Annotated in this window: 16 protein-coding genes; 11 read left to right on the plus strand and 5 right to left on the minus strand. The window is 41.6% G+C overall.

The window, feature by feature from the left end; genetic code table 11:
* Nucleotides 1–50: 50 nt before the first annotated feature.
* The 4 genes from AACU25_RS04215 to AACU25_RS04230 all read left to right on the plus strand — a co-directional run bounded on the left by AACU25_RS04215 (nucleotide 51) and on the right by AACU25_RS04230 (nucleotide 4,630).
* Entirely contained in the window at nucleotides 51–833 is a 783-nt protein-coding gene (locus AACU25_RS04215; RefSeq protein ID WP_096574050.1) for a beta-carboxysome assembly protein CcmO, read from the plus strand.
* Between the two features lie 284 nt (nucleotides 834–1,117).
* Complete coding sequence (locus AACU25_RS04220; RefSeq protein ID WP_096574051.1) at nucleotides 1,118–2,077, plus strand: LysR family transcriptional regulator; 960 nt, start codon at nucleotides 1,118–1,120, stop codon at nucleotides 2,075–2,077.
* Between the two features lie 177 nt (nucleotides 2,078–2,254).
* Entirely contained in the window at nucleotides 2,255–3,883 is a 1,629-nt protein-coding gene (locus AACU25_RS04225; RefSeq protein WP_096574052.1) for a mucoidy inhibitor MuiA family protein, read from the plus strand.
* A gap of 54 nt (nucleotides 3,884–3,937) precedes the next feature.
* The gene (locus AACU25_RS04230; RefSeq protein ID WP_096574053.1) at nucleotides 3,938–4,630 is read left to right on the plus strand and encodes a Uma2 family endonuclease; all 693 of its coding nucleotides are present in this window, start codon (nucleotides 3,938–3,940) and stop codon (nucleotides 4,628–4,630) included.
* A 14-nt stretch (nucleotides 4,631–4,644) separates the two neighbouring features.
* Here the strand turns inward: AACU25_RS04230 and AACU25_RS04235 are convergent, their stop codons facing one another.
* Both AACU25_RS04235 and AACU25_RS04240 read right to left on the minus strand, forming a co-directional pair.
* Entirely contained in the window at nucleotides 4,645–5,625 is a 981-nt protein-coding gene (locus tag AACU25_RS04235; RefSeq protein ID WP_096583471.1) for an endonuclease/exonuclease/phosphatase family protein, read from the minus strand.
* A gap of 310 nt (nucleotides 5,626–5,935) precedes the next feature.
* Nucleotides 5,936–6,136, minus strand: coding sequence for a hypothetical protein (locus AACU25_RS04240; RefSeq protein WP_045871869.1), 201 nt, complete (start codon nucleotides 6,134–6,136; stop codon nucleotides 5,936–5,938).
* A gap of 385 nt (nucleotides 6,137–6,521) precedes the next feature.
* On the opposite strand from AACU25_RS04240, the gene mnmE reads away from it, so the two are divergent.
* The gene (gene mnmE, locus AACU25_RS04245) at nucleotides 6,522–7,916 is read left to right on the plus strand and encodes a tRNA uridine-5-carboxymethylaminomethyl(34) synthesis GTPase MnmE (RefSeq protein ID WP_096574054.1); all 1,395 of its coding nucleotides are present in this window, start codon (nucleotides 6,522–6,524) and stop codon (nucleotides 7,914–7,916) included.
* 21 nt (nucleotides 7,917–7,937) lie between these two features.
* Entirely contained in the window at nucleotides 7,938–8,708 is a 771-nt protein-coding gene (locus AACU25_RS04250; RefSeq protein ID WP_096574055.1) for an SDR family NAD(P)-dependent oxidoreductase, read from the plus strand.
* Nucleotides 8,709–8,912: 204 nt separating this feature from the next.
* On the opposite strand, the gene AACU25_RS04255 is transcribed toward AACU25_RS04250, so the two are convergent.
* On the minus strand, nucleotides 8,913–12,209 hold the full coding sequence (locus AACU25_RS04255; protein WP_096574056.1) for an ATP-binding protein: 3,297 nt from the start codon (nucleotides 12,207–12,209) through the stop codon (nucleotides 8,913–8,915).
* Nucleotides 12,210–12,596: 387 nt separating this feature from the next.
* Nucleotides 12,597–13,439: an alpha/beta hydrolase gene (locus tag AACU25_RS04260; RefSeq protein WP_096574058.1), complete on the minus strand. Its 843-nt coding sequence runs from the start codon at nucleotides 13,437–13,439 to the stop codon at nucleotides 12,597–12,599.
* Nucleotides 13,440–13,639: 200 nt separating this feature from the next.
* Between AACU25_RS04260 and AACU25_RS04265 the strand changes: the two genes are divergently transcribed.
* Nucleotides 13,640–14,629, plus strand: a complete 990-nt coding sequence (locus tag AACU25_RS04265; RefSeq protein WP_422641096.1) for a lysophospholipid acyltransferase family protein — start codon at nucleotides 13,640–13,642, stop codon at nucleotides 14,627–14,629.
* Nucleotides 14,630–14,930: 301 nt separating this feature from the next.
* Here AACU25_RS04265 and AACU25_RS04270 read toward each other — a convergent pair whose 3' ends face one another.
* A complete protein-coding gene (locus AACU25_RS04270; RefSeq protein WP_422641097.1) occupies nucleotides 14,931–15,338 on the minus strand; it encodes a DUF6335 family protein in 408 nt (135 codons plus the stop codon).
* A gap of 344 nt (nucleotides 15,339–15,682) precedes the next feature.
* Here AACU25_RS04270 and AACU25_RS04275 point away from each other — a divergent pair, with 344 nt between their 5' ends.
* From AACU25_RS04275 to AACU25_RS04290, 4 genes are all read left to right on the plus strand, one after another.
* Nucleotides 15,683–16,084 carry a DUF2267 domain-containing protein gene (locus tag AACU25_RS04275; RefSeq protein WP_096574059.1) on the plus strand — a complete coding sequence of 134 codons (402 nt, stop codon included), beginning with the start codon at nucleotides 15,683–15,685 and terminating at the stop codon, nucleotides 16,082–16,084.
* 87 nt (nucleotides 16,085–16,171) lie between these two features.
* Entirely contained in the window at nucleotides 16,172–17,269 is a 1,098-nt protein-coding gene (locus AACU25_RS04280) for a DJ-1/PfpI/YhbO family deglycase/protease (protein WP_096574060.1), read from the plus strand.
* A 221-nt stretch (nucleotides 17,270–17,490) separates the two neighbouring features.
* Nucleotides 17,491–18,192 (plus strand): SRPBCC family protein, encoded by a 702-nt coding sequence (locus tag AACU25_RS04285; RefSeq protein ID WP_096574061.1) that lies wholly within the window; start codon nucleotides 17,491–17,493, stop codon nucleotides 18,190–18,192.
* 195 nt (nucleotides 18,193–18,387) lie between these two features.
* A complete protein-coding gene (locus AACU25_RS04290) occupies nucleotides 18,388–19,584 on the plus strand; it encodes a zinc-dependent alcohol dehydrogenase (protein WP_096574062.1) in 1,197 nt (398 codons plus the stop codon).
* Nucleotides 19,585–19,622: the final 38 nt, after the last annotated feature.

Below are 19,622 nucleotides of genomic sequence, written 5' to 3' on the forward strand. Positions count from 1 at the left end.
TCCTTTAGCCTTTAGCCTTTATCCTGTCTGTGAGTATCCGGAGACTTCACATGGAAACATCTAATCAAAAAGCTCTTAGCACTATTAAGGACACCCGCCGTCGAGATAGCCTCAAGGATACTGCTTTGGGTATGGTATCTACGCTGAGTTTTCCCGCGATCGTGGGAACAGCCGATATGATGCTGAAATCAGCAGGGGTTCATTTAGTTGGCTATGAAAAAATTGGTGGCGGTCATTGTACGGCAATTGTCCGAGGTGGGATTGCCGATGTCCGATTGGCTGTAGAAGCTGGTGTCCAAACTGCGGAACAGTTTGGTCAATTGGTCTCCAGCTTAGTTATTCCCCGTCCTTACCCCAATTTAGATATAGTGTTGCCTATTACCTCCAAGCTCAGTAAAATTATGGAGGATGGTAATTACAGCCGTTTGAGTAACCAAGCCGTGGGTTTGGTGGAAACGCGAGGATTTCCTGCGATGGTAGGAGCTTGCGATGCCATGCTGAAATCAGCTGATGTACATTTGGCAGCTTATGAAAAAATTGGTGCAGGTTTGTGTACAGCTATTATTCGTGGTTCTGTAGCCAATGTTGCAGTAGCAGTAGAAGCAGGAATGTACGAAGCAGAACGCATTGGGGAGTTGAATGCCGTGATGGTAATTCCTCGTCCGTTAGATGAATTAGAGCAGACATTACCATTAGCAAGTTGCTGGATAGAGGAACGTCAACCAATCAACTTACCCATTAATATTAAAGAGCAAGTTGCCGAAATTGAACGCCTGCAGTTGCCAGATTTGGCTCAGTTACCCGTCAAAGTTTTAGAAGAATTAGAAGAATGATGAATGGTGAATGATGAATTAGGAATTATGGATTGTAGGCGATCCACATTCAGGATTCAGTATTCAGCATTCATCTTGAGCTGGAAGGCATCTTACGCTTTGCTTTGTTGTTTTGATAATAACTGTTCCACTCTAATAGGAAAAGATCTATCTCGTAATAGAATTCATAGAGTAGTATCTATACTTATGAATCATAATTTTTGTATGACCAATGCTATCGCTAATGCAAGTGTTCAGTGATACTAGATTAATATCTATGTATCGCTATTAGAGGAGAATTACCCTTGAACCAAGCGACGCTACACCAGTTGAAGGTGTTCGAGGCGGCAGCACGACACGGTAGTTTTACTCGTGCAGCTGAGGAATTGTTCCTCACCCAGCCTACCGTTTCCATGCAAATCAAGCAATTAACAAAATCGGTCGGATTGCCTTTATTTGAGCAGGTTGGGAAGCGCCTATATTTAACCGAAGCAGGACGAGAATTGTTTGCTACTTGTCGGCAGATTTTTGAAACCATAGCCCAATTTGAAATGAAAGTAGCAGACTTAAAAGGGCTAAAACAGGGTCAATTAAAATTAGCAGTAATTACAACTGCAAAATATTTTGTACCGCGTTTGTTGGGGCCTTTTTGTCAACTTTATCCGGGCATAGATATCTCGCTGCAAGTAACAAACCACGAGCGGATTTTGGAGCGCATGATTAATAATCTGGATGACTTGTATATTATGAGCCAAGTCCCAGAAAATATTGATGTGAATTGCCAACCATTTTTGGATAATCCCTTGGTGGTTTTTGCTCCTGTTAATCATCCACTAGCAAAAGAGAAAAATATTCCCATCGAACGCCTAGCCCAAGAAGCTTTTATTATGCGAGAACCTGGTTCAGGAACTCGTCGTGCTATCCAAAGCCTGTTTGATAAGCATGAATTAACAGTGAAAGTTAAATTAGAATTGGGCAGCAATGAGGCAATTAAACAAGCGATCGCAGGTGGCTTGGGAATTTCTGTATTATCTCGTCATACCTTAACTTCTGACTCTTCAGAGTTCAGCATTTTGGATGTAGAGCACTTTCCCATTAAGCGTACTTGGTACATAGTTTACCCTTCTGGGAAGCAGCTATCGATTGTGGCTCGTACCTATTATGATTACCTAATCAACGCTGCTAAGAATTTTATCGAGCAAAATACCTCTTTTTCTTGGGGTACCTTTGAGCAACTCCAGGAGGAGGAAGAGGTGAAGAATTAGGTAATGGGACTGGGGATTGGGGACTGGGGACTGGGAAATGGGTAATTGGTAATTGGTAATTGGGACAAACGCCGAACACCGAACACCAAACACCAAATTTGTTAATGACTTGACGGTAGAACCTTGAACCATTAACAATTAAGCAGCAGAATCATTCAAAATGGGGGAAAACTGGCAGTGGTTAACCCAGAAATGCCTTCTTTACGCAAGATAGTAGCAAGCCAGATTGTAGCTGTGACAGTTTACAGCGATCAAGCCCTAGTTACAAGACGGGGTATGGTTTCTCTCACAGGAGAAGAACAAGAATTAGTCGTTACCTCACTGCCGGTAACGCTAGAAACTGATTCTGTGAGGGTTGGTGGTAAAGGGACGGTAGGGGTGCGCTTGTTAGGGGTGAGTTGCGATCGCATCTACACTACAGAACCGATTACCGAACGGGTGGCGCAATTAACCAGACAGATTGAGCAGTTGGAGGCAGAAAAACGTCACTTGCAGGCTCAAATCGATGCTTTAGCATTGCAATCTAGTTTTATTGTTGGCTTACGGGAAAAGACAGAAGAACCCTTTTCGCAGAGTTTGTCACGGAAAAACCTCAGCCTCAGCGAAACTCTAGATTTTCTCAACTTTATTGGCAGCCAGTATAGCGAATATGCGATCGCCTCTGGAGAGTGCAAAACCCAACAGGAAGAACTCGACAAGCAGTTACAAGTACTGCACGCTTCATTACAAAAAATCCAAACGCCACACCCCAAAGAAAGCTTGAGCATAATTGTGCCAGTGGAAGTAGCTGGTGCGGGCGACTTTGAGTTAGAGCTATCTTACGTAGTTCATCGCGCTAGTTGGACTCCGCTTTACGACTTGCGCTTTAGCAGTACCAGCAATGTTGTTCATCTCACTTACTTAGCTGAAGTTACCCAAAGTACAGGGGAAGAGTGGCTTGATGTGGGTCTAACCCTTTCTACAGCTAAACCAGGCTTAGGTACTATTCCCCCAAAACTGCAACCTTGGTATATAAGTACTCCCAGCTATACAACAGACTTTATGCGGCGCAAAGTCACCCAAATGCCAATGATGGCGGCTCAATCAGAGTTAGCTGGTATGGCGCGGGAAATGGATGAAGAAGCGGACGAGGTTGCACAAGAAAAATCTATAGAAGCTGAAACTGTTGAGGCGGAAGTCTCGAAAACAGGAAGTGTAGTCACCTTTAAACTGACTGGTGGTGGTAATATTCCTAATGATGGCTCACCCCATAAAACTACAATTTTTCACGATGATTATTTGAGTAGTTGCCATTATGTTGCCATGCCGAGGTTAGTTAGCTTTGCTTATCTCCAAGCCATAGTCAAAAATAGTGCTAACAACGCAACTTTATTACCAGGCAAAGCTAATATTTTCCGCGACAATATGTTTGTGGGTACAACCAAATTAGATAATATTGCGCCAGGACAAGAATTCAAAATTAATTTAGGAATTGATGAAGGCTTAAAAATTGAGCGTGACTTATTTGAGCGGATAGTTGACAAAAAATTGATGAGTAACCAGCGCCGGATTACTTATGGTTATCGGCTGATAGTTACTAACTTGCTGGAAGAAGAAACCCATCTAATACTTACTGAACAAATACCAGTTAGCCGCAACGAAAAAATTAAAGTCCGCCTCACCCACAGTCATCCCCAAATTCAACTGGGAGAGATGGGGACTTTAGAATGGGATTTAACTCTGCTACCTCAAGAAAGACGAGAGGTAACTTATCAATTTACCGTTGAGTATCCACCAGAATTAACAGTTGTTGGTTTAGATATTTAAAATTTGATATTTGCCCTGCTACGCTAAACTTATAGGACTGAGACAGTGATTGCCATGTCTGTTGCCCAAGATTTAGCTACCCCAGATAATGTAATATTTCCTCCAGGAGATTTATACAGTAACGAACCACCTTTGGAAACTGATTTACATCGTCTACAAATGACATTGCTGATCCAATGTCTGGAGTTATTGTGGCGCGATCGCAATGACTTCTATGTATCAGGCAATATTACAATTTACTACAGTCCACGTCAGCGCAAGTCAGAAGATTTTCGCGGCCCAGATTTTTTTGTGGTGCGAGAAACTGAACGCAAACCCCGTAAAAGTTGGGTGCTTTGGCAAGAAGATGGCAAGTATCCCAATGTAATTATCGAACTGTTATCAGATTCTACAGCTTTAACAGATAAAGGCTTGAAGAAACAGATTTATCAAGATACTTTTCGCACACCCGAATATTTCTGGTTTGATCCGCAGAATTTAGAATTTGCTGGGTTTGTATTAGTAGCTGGTAAATATCAAGCAATCGAAGCTAATGCTCAAGGTTGGTTGTGGAGTCAGCAGCTAGAATTATATTTAGGAGTTGAGCAAGAAAAGTTACGCTTTTTTACTGCTGATGGACAACTAGTTCCAACACCAGAAGAACTTGCAGAACAAGAACAGCAAAGAGCTGAACGAGAAAAACAAAGAAGCGATCGCTTGGCAGCAAAACTGCGAGAATTAGGTATTGATCCAGATAATATTGAGTAATATTCAATTGTTTGTTAGCGTAAAACTAAGTCAGTAATTAATGGTGCGTGGTCAGAATTTGCATTCGCTCCTGTGTTAATTTCGGTTACACTAAAATGCTGACTCACTAAGCAGTGGTCAATAGGAATATTCAGCAGTGGGATAATCCAATTTGGTAAATGGACGTGAGTTGCTGGTCTTGGCCAGCTGGGTAAAATGCCAAAACCTAAGCGGGTATTATGCAAGTTAGTTTTATTAATAAATCTGCGATAATAAGGAGACCAAGGTGTTAGGTTAAAATCTCCCATGATAATTAATGGTTGATTAATTTGTTGAATATAATCAGCCAGTGCTGCTAGTTGAAGATTACGTCTATGAAAAGTATTAGGTTTGATGGGTACTAAGGGATGAGTGCCAATTAAAGTAATTGGCTTTTTATCTACTACTAAATTTGCAATAATATTATGACCGCCTTTACCATTGAAATTATCTGCCTTAATATCTTGAATTGGTAAGCGGCTAAAAAAACCCAAACCACCACCGGGACTTCTAAAAGAATAAGGCAAAGTAGTTTTGAAGCCTTGCTGTAAAGTTTCAAATCCATTGCGGTCAATTTCAATCAATAAGGCGGCATCAGGTTGATTATCCTGAACTAAATTAATAACTTCGTTATAATTCTGATTATCAACATTCAGATTAAAGGATATTAGCCGAATTGGTTTATCGGCATTACTAGCTAACTTTTTTGCATGAGGTAAATACCAAGGAAGCACCTCAATGACATTCAAACCTACTAGTAATAATGCGGCGAAAATTATAACTTTACTTTTGAGATGGCGTGTTGTCCCAAGAACGCCTAAAATAATAGCAAATATTAATGATAAAATTAAATAATGAACCCGAAAATGGGAAAATAATTCTAGCGGCCACAACCAAGCAAAATAACTGCCTAAAGATAATAATCCTAAAATCAATAAGGCAGATGTGGCGAAAATTAACAATAATCGATGATTCATGAGTTGATAGGTTGCTGCAGAGCTAGTATTATCTATTAACATCAAACTCTATTAACTGATTTTCGGATAATTCTGGTAAATAGAAAGCCAGTTGATGAGGATGAAAGAAATTTACCAGCAACCTAAAATATATTTCAAAAGTAGCAGCAGAGCATAGATTAATTATCTCTCACCGCAAGTTTTGAAATGCTGCGCCTTGACCTGCAGAATTATTAAATGTTCAGTGTTACTGAAGTTGCTCGCTTAGTAGCAAAGATGTGAAAAGTTAAGAATCTCCCCCCTGTCATTCTTTTATCTGCTCACAAAAATGCTATTCTTCGTCTGGAAGCACCCATTTTGGCGGTTCCATGAATTTTCGCCGCAGTCGTTCTTCCGCAAGCGCCAGCATTTGATCTAAAGAAGTCTCTTCAATAAATTGTGCCGCAGCTTCTCTAAATTCAATATTGGGGCATTTATCCCCTAAAACACAACCATTAACGCAGGCTTCCGCGCAATTAATTTTTTGCTCCACAGTGAATCCCTCTCTAGTCAGAGCTTTTTTCTACTCTTCAGATAAATCTTACCTTGCTTATTGCTCCCTAATTGGTTTAAATACTTACCATTATTTAGTATATAATTCCTCGATCCCGTAACTTCTGCCCGTAGTAAGAGACGAGATCTACCTGAAAGGGACTTCCAACTAAAAAATATACTATCGCTTTTTTGGCAAGGGGGCAGGGAGCAGGGAGCAGGGGTAAAAATAAAATGTTCCTCTCGGAAATTGGATAATTTATTTTCTGGACGCTTGAAAACAAGGCGTAAATTCTACCCTTTCACCTTTTCCCCTTTCACCTTTCCCCATCTTATGCAAATCTACCTGCTAGTCTCATAATATATATCTGCTAAAAAGGGCGCTGATGTCGGAAGTATTTGCCACTACTGGAACCATTGCCGCGATCGCAACTGCTGTTGTTCCGCAGCAGGGTAGCGTTGGCATTGTGCGGGTGTCTGGTTCCCAAGCGATCGCGATCGCCCAAATTCTTTTTCATGCTCCTGGTCGTCAAGTTTGGGAAAGTCACCGCATTCTTTATGGTTATATTCGCCATCCCCAGAGCAAAAAACTGGTGGATGAAGCTTTGTTGTTGGTTATGCAAGCACCCCGTTCTTACACCCGGGAAGATGTGGTGGAATTTCATTGCCACGGTGGAATTATGGCGGTGCAGCAAGTATTGCAACTGTGTTTGGAAAATGGCGCAAGGCTAGCACAGCCGGGAGAATTTACCCTACGCGCCTTTTTAAATGGGCGCTTGGATTTAACGCAAGCTGAAGGTATTGCCGATTTAGTGGGAGCGCGATCGCCCCAAGCTGCCCAAACTGCTTTAGCTGGTTTGCAAGGTAAATTAGCTCATCCCATCCGCCAGTTACGCGCTAACTGTTTGGATATTTTGGCAGAAATTGAAGCGCGGATTGATTTTGAGGAAGACTTACCTCCGCTGGATGATAAATTGATCATATCAGCAATTGATGGCATCGCCGCAGAAATTTCTCAATTATTGGCAACCAAAGATAAAGGCGAACTACTCCGCACAGGTTTAAAAGTAGCAATTGTGGGGCGGCCGAATGTGGGTAAATCCAGCTTGCTCAATGCTTGGAGCCGGAGCGATCGCGCTATTGTCACTGACTTACCTGGAACTACCCGCGATGTTGTGGAATCTCAATTAGTTGTGGGTGGAATTCCTGTGCAAGTGCTTGATACAGCAGGCATTCGGGAAACAGAAGACCAAGTTGAAAAAATTGGTGTAGAGCGATCGCGCCGTGCTGCTAGTGCTGCTGATTTAGTTCTATTAACCATCGATGCATCTGCAGGTTGGACAGCAGGCGATCAAGAAATTTACGAACAGGTGCAACATCGTCCCTTAATTCTGGTGATTAACAAAATCGATTTAGTAGCGGCAGATGTAAAAAATAATTTCCAATCCCAAATCCCAAATATAAAATCTCAAATTTTCACAGCAGCAGCAAAAAATCAAGGCATTGAAGATTTAGAAACGGCTATTTTAGAAATAGTCAAAGCTGGAAAAGTCCAAGCTGCTGATATGGATTTAGCTATTAACCAAAGACAAGCAGCAGCGTTAACAAAAGCCAAAATTTCTCTAGAGCAAGTGCAAGTGACAATTGCTCAACAACTACCCCTTGACTTTTGGACAATTGACTTACGCGATGCTATTCATGCATTAGGAGAAATTACTGGCGAGGAAGTTACAGAATCAGTTCTCGATAGGATTTTTAGTAAGTTTTGTATTGGTAAATAAGTATATATTAAAATTTGAATTATGTCTTTTATCGATGAAATTAATCAGGTAAATGCTTTGATTGTGGGGGCTAATCAAGGCATTGGTTTTGGTTTTGTGAAAAAACTATTGCCAGATACAAGAATTAGCAAAATTTATGCAACATATCGTCAATTAGAGTCATCCTCAGAGTTAATTAATCTAGCAGCCGAACATTCCGAGCGATTAATTTGTTTAGCTGTAGATATTACTGAAGAATCGCAAATTGCAGAAGCAGCGCAAACAATCCGTAACCAAGTTAATAAGCTACACTTGGTAGTTAATTGTGTAGGATTACTTCATGATGATACTTTGCAACCAGAGAAAAGTTTAAGACAAATCAATCCAGACAAATTACTGCGCTACTTTCAAATTAACAGTATTGGCTCTGTATTATTAGCCAAACATTTATTGCCTTTATTTAAACATAAAGAACGCAGCGTATTTGCTAGTATTTCTGCCAAAGTTGGTAGTATTGGCGATAATCAACTGGGTGGATGGTATGGTTATCGCGCCTCTAAAGCTGCACTTAATATGTTTATGCGTACAGTTGCAATTGAGTATGGCAGAAGTAGTCCCCAAACTTTAGTAGTGACGTTACATCCAGGGACAACAGATACACGCCTTTCACGTCCTTTTCAAGGTAATGTACCACCAGAAAAGTTATTTTCAGTAGAACGTACTGTTAGTCAATTAATGAATGTTATTGAACAACTTCAGCAAGACGATAGTGGGCAATTTTTCTCTTGGGATGGTAGCAGATTGCCTTGGTAAGAGCAATTATATAAGGGCACAGGATTTCTGTGCCCTTACGAATTTTTTATACCAATTATGCAAAATTCAGTAACAGATACAAATTCGGTAATTATTGTTTGATTGAGTTTATTAATTTTGAATTTATATTACATTCTTTTGTCAAATTGGTATTAAATGCTTTGTATTTTCAGACTTTGCTATTAATCTAAAATCCAAAATACATTATCGTTGCACAATTTGCGCGATCGCCTGAATTAACTCGTCTGGATCGACGGGTTTGGAGAGATAGAACTGAAAACCAGCTTGCAGAGCTTGCTTTTTGTTCATATCCCCAGCGTAGGCTGTTAAAGCGATCGCAGGGATTTTTCCCCCTTGTTCTCTAATCTCGCGGATTAATGTATAGCCATCGATTTTTGGCATTCCAATATCCGCTAGCAAAATGTCAGGTTGAGTTTGCTGGAGTAGCTGTAATGCTTCTGTGGCAGAAGATACGGAGATAACGTTAGCGCCTGCTTCTTCTAAAATAAAATTAACTAAGTCTAAATTATCTACTTCGTCATCTACAGCTAACACCTGAATTCCCTGCAAACTCAAGCTATCTGTTATTGATTCTTCCACTGCTGTTTTTAATGTTGGTGTCGGTAATAAAGGTAAATTAACGGTGAAGGTAGAACCCTGTTCTATGCCTGGACTTTCGGCTTTGACAGTTCCGCCATGCAGTTCAACAATTTGCCGGACAATCGCCAATCCTAATCCTAAACCCCCAAAAGTTCTGGTGATACTACTATCAGCTTGCCGGAAATAATCAAAGACGTAGGGTAGGAATTCGGGGTTGATACCTCTACCTGTATCTATAACTTGAATCTGCGCCTGTGAACCATTTTTCTCTAAACGAATTTCTACCCTACCCCCTGTAGGTGTGAACTTCACCGCATTCGAGAGCAAATTCCAGATAACTTGTTGCAATCGCGTTGCATCGCCTAATACTTGCCCAACATCGGCTGCAAAATCAGTGTGGATGGGAATTGCTTTAGCTGCAGCTGCTAAATGTAAAGTTTCTATAGCCGCGCTAATAGTCGCTTTCAGGTCAACAGCATCAGAATTTAAACTGAACTTACCCTGTAAAATTCGCGAAATATCTAGGATATCGTCAATGAGCTGGACTTGTAACTTAGCATTGCGCTCGATTGTTTCTAGTGCCACGGCTGTTTTTTTGGCATTAAGATTGCCACTACGAAGTAATTTAGTCCAACCAAGAATCGGACTCAATGGTGTTCGCAGTTCATGAGAGAGGATAGCGAGAAATTCGTCTTTTGTGCGGTTGGCTGCTTCTGCTGCGGCTCTAGCGCGTTTTTCGGCTTCGTAAAGTTGGGCACGAGCGATCGCACCAGCAGCTTGTTGTGATAAAGCTAAGATAAATGCTCGCTCATCTTGATTGAGTGCGGAAAATTCTTGAAAACCAAGGGAAATTCCTCCCACTGCTCGACCTTCCAGCATTAGGGGTAAGGAAATCCAAGCAGCATAATCATAATTAGCGTAGATATCTGCCAGATGCGGATAGTGCGTGACTCGCTGCTCTATCGACTGTTCCCAAATCGGTTTGCCAGTACGCACTGCATCCGATAGAGGAGATGATACGTTAATGGCAACTCTCTGCCAACTTTTGACTACCTCTAGTTGAAAACCGATAGAATGAATGATGTCTAATTCCTTACCATTCTCACAGACAACTGCTACTAAAGCCGCCGCCGCACCTAAAACAGCAAAGCTTTGTTCTACAATTACTTCTGCAACTTCAGTTGGTGTCAGCGATTCCGAAAGGGCAGAGGTAACTAACTGTAAACTAGCGTTACGGTTAGCAGTTTGCTTGACTTGTTGATAAAGTCGAGCATTCGCGATCGCCATCGCTGCTCGGTCTGCGATATCTTGAAATAATCTGCGGTCTTCGTTGCTATAAGGTTCTCCAGGCCTTTCCCGCGAAATGCTCAGGGTACCAATAATTTGTTCTTGCACCTTCAACGGTATCATTAACAAACTATAAACACCGTAGCGCTCGACATAAGGTAAATATTCTCGCTTAATAGATTTACGAATTTCTTCTGGTGAAGCAACTGGCAAAAAAATCGTTTCCCCTGTTTGGGCGACGAGTCCAGTCATGCCATCATCAATAGAACGCCGTTGAGTGAGTAGTTCACCGATAAATTCCCGAACTTCGGGATTGACATGGTAATAAGAAACCGTATCTAGCCAAAGTTGATCCTGAGATAACAAACTCAAGACACAGGAATCACCAGTTAAATTACCAATCAGTTGGGTGATGGTATCCAACAAAGTTTGTAAATCTAACCTAGCGGCGGCAAAAGTTTGTGATGCTTGTGCTAGAAACTTTTCTCGTTGTTCTATGCGTTTGCGATCGCTAATATCCTGAAATACCATCACACAAGTTGCTGGGCGATCATACATTGCAGGTAAAGTATCAGCATGAACCAACAACGGGTAAACACCAGTAGGAGTGTGCCAATTCAACTCTGCGCCTTGAATTGTTTCGCCCAGCGTGACGCGGAATGTTGGCAGTTGCTCAGATGGGATAAGTTTTCCTGTAGCATCGGTACAGTAAAAGTCCTGATCGTATACTCCCGAAGGGCGATCGCTATACATTTCACCTCCTGCCATTGCTTTTGCAGCTTTATTGGAGAAGGTAAAACAAGTGGTATTTGGGTCAATAAATACCAATGGAATCGGTAGCAAATTTAGTACCGCCTCCAGCCATTGGCTTTGATTAGCTTGAGCTTGTGCTTGCTGCTGAAATACTTGTTCTAATTGCTTGCGGTCATTAATATCAGTGGAAGTACCATACCAACGGGTAATTTTTCCTGTGCGATCGCGGTTAGGAATCGCCCTTGTCAAATGCCAGCGATAAGAACCGTCAGCAATTTTTAAGCGACATTCTATTTGGTAATCGTTACCTGTAGCCACTGTTGACATCCAGGCATGGATACATTGCTGTAAATCCTCTGGGTGAACTAATGGATACCAACCCTCAGCCAGGAGTTGTTGCAAATTTATACCAAAGGTATCCAGGGCTTGCTGGTTGAAGTATTCTAATTCCCCATTGGGTTTACAAGTCCAAACTATATGAGGAATAACATCAAGAACTTGCCGAAACCAATCTTCAGCTTGCTGCCCATTTTCCGTATATTTAGTGCAAATATCTGTATTATCAAGCTGGACTACATTCAGTATTGCATCGGCAGTGCGTAGGCATAGCCCGTCGTAGACATCGCTATTATGGAGATTTAGTAGTGCTGCAACTGTGTCATTACTTTTGGCAAAATTATTCGCAGCATCAAGTTCTAAACTCCGAGCAAAGCGTTCAACAAGTTCAGAACGAGAAATGCCGCGTTTATGTGCCTCCTGCTGTAATAGTTGCCAAGCCGTCTTCGTCAACGATAGGTTAACTGGCTGCTTCGCTTCTAATCCCCAACTTTGGATAAACTTACCCCTTTTATCACGCTTCACAGAGGCACTACCCGTATACCTATATGGCTAAACTTATTAAATCACACAGCCTCATTTAAAAAATCAGACTGGCAGTTAGCTCATAATCTGTCAATTGGAAGATGACAATTGATAAAGGGGGTTTGTCATTTGTCATTTGTCATTTGGTAATGGGTAATTCAATTTTGGATTTTGCGTTCGCGTAGCGTGTCGTTGGCGCAGCCTCTCGTAGAGAAGACAAAAGTTGCGTGTGGGGGTTCCCCCCGTTGAGCAAACTTTTCTTGGCGTAGCCTCTCCCTTTGGGAGAAGACGGATTTGCAATTTTGGATTGGCTTTAAATCTAAAATCCAAAATCTAAAATCTAAAATTCCTATTCCCCAGTCCCCAATCCCCAATCCCCTTGTCTCCCTAATCCCCATGACAGTCTAGCCAATTTTGCAAATCAGCCACTACTTCTTTGTAATTGATGTCATTATGTAACTCATGATACGCGCCGGGATATACAATCCGTAGCTTATCTTTGGCAGAAGCTAACTCGTAAAATCTCTCACCTCCTTGTGGTAAAGCTACCTTGTCAGCTTCGCCGTGGAGAATTAGTAGCGGTAATTGCCATTCAGTAGCATGAGTATAAATCCAATCTACGGTAGCTAAATACTCCGTAGCTAAACGCGCAGTTCCTAAAGTATGACGTAGAGGATCTTGGGCGTAAGCAGCTAAAATCTTTTGATCACGGGAAGCTGAAGACAAATCCAAGCCAGTGCTGAGGCTGAACTGCGGCCAAATGCGGGAGAGTAACTGACCTAAAAGTAGGCGAAATTTTGACACACCTACTCCTAAAGCAGGTGCTAAAGCGATCGCACCTTTTAATGTAGATGCTTCATTGGGATAGTGCAAAATATAGTCTAAGACAACGACTGCACCTAAACTTTGACCCATAATAAAAATTGGGCATCCTGGCTGCTGAATCTCAATTAACTTGATGAAAGCTCTCAAGTCTTCACGAAACTCAGCCCAACTATTAATATGGCCTCGCTGTCCTGGGGAACTTCCATTACCACGCATATCAAAAGCGTAGATAGCATATTGTTGAGGTATCAGTTGGTCAATAATATTTCCAAATCTGCTACTATGGGCTCCCAATCCATGCACAATTACCAAGATTCCCCGTAATTGACCTTCTGGAAACCAGCTTTGGTAATACAGCTCCAGCTCCCCCAAACCTTTGAAAGTATCTTCGCTATGGTAAACCATTTAAATTTTTAGATTTTAAATTATATAGCGTTTCACAGTACAGATTTATCTGCGTCCATCTGTGTTTATCTTCTTCTATCGGCGGTTAATTTTTTATTAATATTTTTATAACCAGAGATTAGTTAATAATTGCACAACAAGAACTAAGATTTATTTACAAATTCAATCAGGCTATTATTTACAATATTTGTAGTGAAGTTGTGACTCAAAACTACACAGAAGAGAACAATTCTCAGATATTTGCAAAAGAAAAATCTAATTCCCGAGAAAATCAAATACAGTCATCTACCTTACCACCCTTAACTACAGAAAGAGTCAACCGGGTACAAGAGGGTTTAGCTGCGGCTGTCGATTCTGCTGTGCGCCAGCAGATTGCAGAAACGCTGCAACAGTTAACAGACATGACTTCCCAGCATCCAGAACCGCGAGTTAACGCTGGAGTGCGTCGTTTGGTGTTGCGATCGCTAATTCATACTTTTTTTCAAGTCCAGGTAGAATACTTAGAAAGATTTCCTCAACAACCAGCAATTTTAGCCGTCAACCATCTCCACCATATTGACCCCTTTCTTTTACTCAGCGAAATTCCAACTGCACCTTACTACTATATTTTGGGTGATGCTCGCACCCTTTATAACAAGTGGTGGAAACGCTTCATTTTAGGCTTTGCTGGTGGTGTCATCCCTTTAGAAAGGATGTGGAAAGAAGAATTTGCAGTAATTGCAGAGGCGAAAGCTGGACGAAAAGAACTAGCAGAATTAGCGACAGAAATTGAACAGAATGTTCCTAAAGGCACAGATATTCAAACACTAAGACAAATTGATCGCATTGTGCTGAAAATTTTGGCTCGTGGTGATGGGATAGTTTTATTTCCTGAAGGACGACTCGGAGAAACTGAGGGAAATTTACACCTTCCTTTGAAGCGAGGAACGGTGATTTATGCTCTAAAATCTGGAGTGCCAATTGTACCAGTAGCGCTGATTGGTACCCATAATCTTTACTTAAGAAAAAAGTTAACTATTAGATTTGGTCAACCATTATACTTTGCTGAAAATCCCATACCCAAACGTCAAGAAGTTGAGCAAGTATTGTTGAAATTGCAATCTGAAATGCAAGCTCTTTTACCAACTGATTATCAAGAACCAACTGGGCCAAAGTTATTATGTAATTTCCTCAATCACTTATTTTGGTGAAGATTTCTTTAAGGACTTCCAGAAATTAAATTATTCAATCAGCAAGGGCGAAGATATTGAGCAAATTCTTTCTCTCCCTCTGCTACCCTAGCGATAGAATATTTTTCTAGTTGGAAGTCCCTAATAAGCTAAAACACATCTAATTTGAATATTAAATTTAATCAAACTCTTGTGGGGTGGGCATCTTGCCCGCCCCGATCATGTAACTTAAATGCCGATTAGCTTCCCTACAGCAAGCAGTTGCGCGTCTAAGGAGTAAACCTCGCAAAAGATTTGGGATTCTGGCGTACACAACAGCGAGCTATTTTCGTTGTTGATAATCTTCAGAGGACATCGGATCTAGTTCCCAACGGCGATCGTCGCGCTCTTCTAAGATATCGTTAGTGCGAAGAAAAGAGCGGTCGTCCATTTCTAGCCCAACTGCTGCTTCTAAATCTTCAGTGACATTTTGATCGGGAGTGGGAGCAGTACCACCAACTGCTTCATCCCCCACCGCATCCGCATCTTCCCAATAAGCATCAACATCACCACCAGTCAGTTCGGGACTGGTTTCTGTATACTCACGCCGTTCTGCTTGTATGGAACGCCCACCGATATTGTACCCTGGCAAGTCTTTCACCCCAGTACCGTAAGATTCGGTGATTGCCTGAGGCAAATCATCAGAGTTGATTTCTTGGTTATGATTTTCTTCTGCCATAATGCTAGCCATTTGGTGCATCTTCACCATAACCTTTTACTAACAGAAGCTGTGTCTAACTTGGGATGTATAACTTTAGAAATAAAAGAATCTATCCCCTCGGAACGAAGATAATTCCAGATTTGAACAATAACCTTGTAAATATGAATTCATGGTCAAACCCCGTGTAGTTGAAGTTATTAGTTATGAGTAATAAGTTAATAAAGGAAAAATTTGCTTAGTGGCTTATTACTTATAACTAATTTTTATTCAAAAAATTAACAATATATTCAATTAATCTTTTTTGAATTTTCTTGTTGCTCTCAACTACCTGAATGCTAATTAACAGCATGAATGGGGAAAAACGGAGGTAGAAAGTGCAATACGAAGAGTTTATTACCCACGTACAAAGCCTGGCTCTATCAGATTCTCGTGTAGAGGCAGAACGTGCTACCCGGGCAACATTAGAAACAATTCAGGAAAGAATTCCTGCAGAGGAAGTACAAGCATTAGCAGAACAGTTACCTGGAGAAATTAGGAACTATTTAGAAACAAGTCAAGGACAACCTGGACAAATTTTTAATCTGCAAGAATTTATTAACCGTACTAGTCAAAAAGAAAATATTGAACCTACAACTGCCGCTATTCATGTTAGAGCAGTTTTTGCTGTGCTACAGAATGCAGTTGTTCCAGAAAAATTTGCTAGTTTTCATGCCTATTTTTCTCACGATTACGAAGAACTCTTTACTAGCGCCTCAAGTAGTGAAGTTTCTACATAAAAAATATATCCCATAGAGGATAAAACAAATTAACAAAATGGTTGACTATTTTACTAGTTGAATTTACAGATACATAGGAAGAATTAGATGGCACACACTAACAATCATTCTGCTAAGAAAAAAGTGGCAATTCTCATAGAAAATGGGGTTGAGGATGCAGAATTTACTGTCCCTTACAATGGCTTAAAGCAAGCAGGGATGGAGGTAGTAGTCCTCGGCGGACGCATGAATGAGAAGTATAAGGGAAAACAAGGCAAAGTCAGTATCCAAGCAGATGCTACCACCACAGAAGCGATCGCATCGGAATTTGATGCCGTAGTTATTCCTGGTGGTATGGCTCCCGATAAAATGCGTCGCAATCCTAATACAGTACGCTTTGTGCAAGAAGCTGTACAGCAAGGAAAATGGGTGGCTGCGGTTTGTCACGGGCCACAACTTTTAATTGAAGGCGATTTACTCAAAGGTAAGCGCATCACGGGTTTTAGAGCAATTCGCAAAGACATTATCAATGCTGGCGCAGATTTTAAAGATGAGGCGCTAGTAGTAGATGGTAATTTAATTACTTCCCGTGAGCCTGGAGATTTGGCGATTTTCACCACAGCGATTCTCAGCCGTTTGGGTTACGGTGGAAAGGATGCTGCTTTACCTAGCGAGAAGGATACAACCGCAGAATGGTGGAAACTGGCTGATGCTTGGGGTGGCTCAACCAAAGGTGATATCGTTAAAAATTTAAATACTGCTTTGGCTGGTGAGCGCTATTCTCTAGAAGCATTAGAGAAATATCTCGAAAAAGAATCTAACACAGAAGCGCGATCGCTGTTTCAAGAACTCATCGGTACTAAACAGCGCCATATCCAAATCATCGAAACCTATCTCGACAGGCTAGGCGAAAAACCCTCCTTAGCTGTAAATGTCGCAGAACAATACGCCAAGGTAAAAACCGCCTTAACTGGAAGTGATGATATATATCAAATCCGTTCCGCTTTGGGCGACTTACAAACAGGTATTGGCGATATTGGCAATTTGTGGGCGAAGCTTACCGATCCAGTAGCCACCGCTATTTTCAAAGAAATTTACCAGAATTTGTTGCAATACGAACAACGATTAGTCGGGTTGTATCGTAACACTTTAGGTGCTGAAGTTAAGCCACCTAAGCCAACTACAGGCGCAGCTACCGCTATGTAAATTCTGCTTCAACCACAGGAGAGGACACTTTTCAGCAGGGATAACCCAAAGTGGAAAGTGTCCGTTACGCAAAGAACTAGAGAGAGAAGAGAGTCTTTGCGTCTTCAGTGGTCATTTTACAGTAATCAGGAGAAAAATGACCAATAGTTAGTTGATGGTACAAGCCTCCGGATTTATCTGTGGAATCAATTCAAAATCTAAAATCTAAAATCCAAAATTGTATGACTGCGACTCCAGGAGATCGGACAAATACCAATCAGGGTGAAGCCAGTGAAGCCGAACGTTGGGCTTCTTTAATTGGTGGCGGCGCTATGGTGTTAATGGGTTTAAAACAAGGCTCTTTGCGAGGTGCGCTAACGGCTTTGGCTGGTGGCGGTTTGATATATCAAGGTGTAACCAAACAAAGCACAATCCAGCAAGCACAGGAAATTGTGGGTATGAATAAACCGATCAAAGTTGAAAAGACAGTAACAATCAATAAACCAGCAGAGGAACTGTACCGTTATTGGCACGACTTTGAAAAGCTACCCACATTTATGAAGCACCTCAAATCTGTGAAGGTGTACAACGAAAAACGTTCTCATTGGATTGCCAATGCACCTTTAGGTAACAGTGTGGAATGGGATGCAGATATTTTAGAAGACCGGGAAAATCAGTTTATTTCTTGGGCTTCTGTAGAAGGTGCAGATGTCGATAATTCTGGTTTCGTGCGCTTTCAAAAAGCACCAGGCGATCGCGGTACGGAAGTCAAAGTAGTCCTAGAATATAACCCCCCTGGTGGAGCCTTAGCAGCTGTATTCGCCAAACTGTTCGGTGAAGAACCAGAACAACAAATAGGCGATGATTTACGCCGCTTCAAAATGCTGATGGAAGCTGGAGAAATCGCTACTACGGAAGGTCAACCCTCTGGACGTAGTCATTAGTGTTTGTCATTTGTCCTCTCTTACAAAGTTCTGTTCGGAGGAAACCTCCGCTCAACACCAGTTCGTTCAAGTCGGGAGACCCGCCCACACGACTGGCTCGACTTTGCGCTTTGTCATTTGCAATCTACATCAATGACTAATGACCACTGACTACTAACTAATGACCAATGACTAATGACTATGGACTAAATCAATATGAAAGCTGTCTGTTGGCAAAGTGCTAATGAAGTCCGGGTAGAGACAGTACCAGACCCCACAATTCTCAACCCACGTGACGCAATTATCAAAATTACATCCACAGCAATATGTGGCTCAGATTTACATATCTACGGTGGCTATATTCCCACAGTCCAAAAGGGTGACATCATTGGTCACGAATTTATGGGGGAAGTAGTAGAAGTAGGTAGTGGAGTCAATAATTTAAAAATAGGCGTAGACGCGAAGCGGCTTCTCCCTGGAGATCGCGTCGTTGTTCCCTCAACAATTGGCTGTGGTCACTGCAACTATTGTCAGCGTGATATGTGGTCGCTGTGCGATAATTCCAACACTAAAGGTTGGATGGAAGAAAAACTATATGGCAATATCACTTCAGCAATTTACGGTTACTCTCATCTTTTAGGTGGTTATGCAGGCGCACAAGCCGAATATATACGCGTACCTTTTGCTGATGTGGGTGTGGTGAAAGTTCCCCCCGACTTACCAGACGAGATGTTGTTATTCATCTCCGACGCAATTCCCACCGGCTATATGGGAGCAGAATTATGTGATATTCAACCCGGTGATACCGTAGCTGTCTGGGGTTGCGGTGCTGTCGGACAGTTTGCCATGATTAGCGCCTACATGATGGGTGCAGAGAGAGTGATTGCAATTGATCGCTTTCCTGAACGTCTAGAAATGGCGAGAAAGTTTGCCAAAGCAGAAACGATTAACTACGAAGACGTTGATGCTGGCGAAGCGTTGAAAGAGATGACTGGTGGCCGTGGCCCCGATGCTTGCATTGATGCAGTGGGTTTGGAAGCACATGGTGTAGGTCTAGAAGACTTCTACGATCAGACAAAACAAAAGCTGAGATTAGAAACAGACCGTCCCCATGTACTACGGCAAATGATGGTGGCTGCACGTAAAGGTGGCACTCTTTCCATTATGGGTGTTTACGGTGGATTCGTAGACAAAATGCCCTTTGGTGCAGCGATTAACAAAGGTCTAACCTTCCGAATGGGACAAATGCACGGTCAGAAATATATGCATCTGTTGCTGAATCTCATTTTGGATGGAAAACTCGATCCATCTTTTGTTGTTACCCATCAATTACCGCTAGAGCAAGCACCCTACGGTTACGAGATTTTTCAACAGAAAAAAGACAACTGTATCAAAGTTGTTCTTAAACCTTGAAATAGCTAAAAGCTATTAACAACCTACACATTGTAATA

The sequence above is a fragment of the Tolypothrix tenuis PCC 7101 genome (assembly GCF_963874875.1).
Lineage (GTDB): Bacteria > Cyanobacteriota > Cyanobacteriia > Cyanobacteriales > Nostocaceae > Aulosira > Aulosira tenue.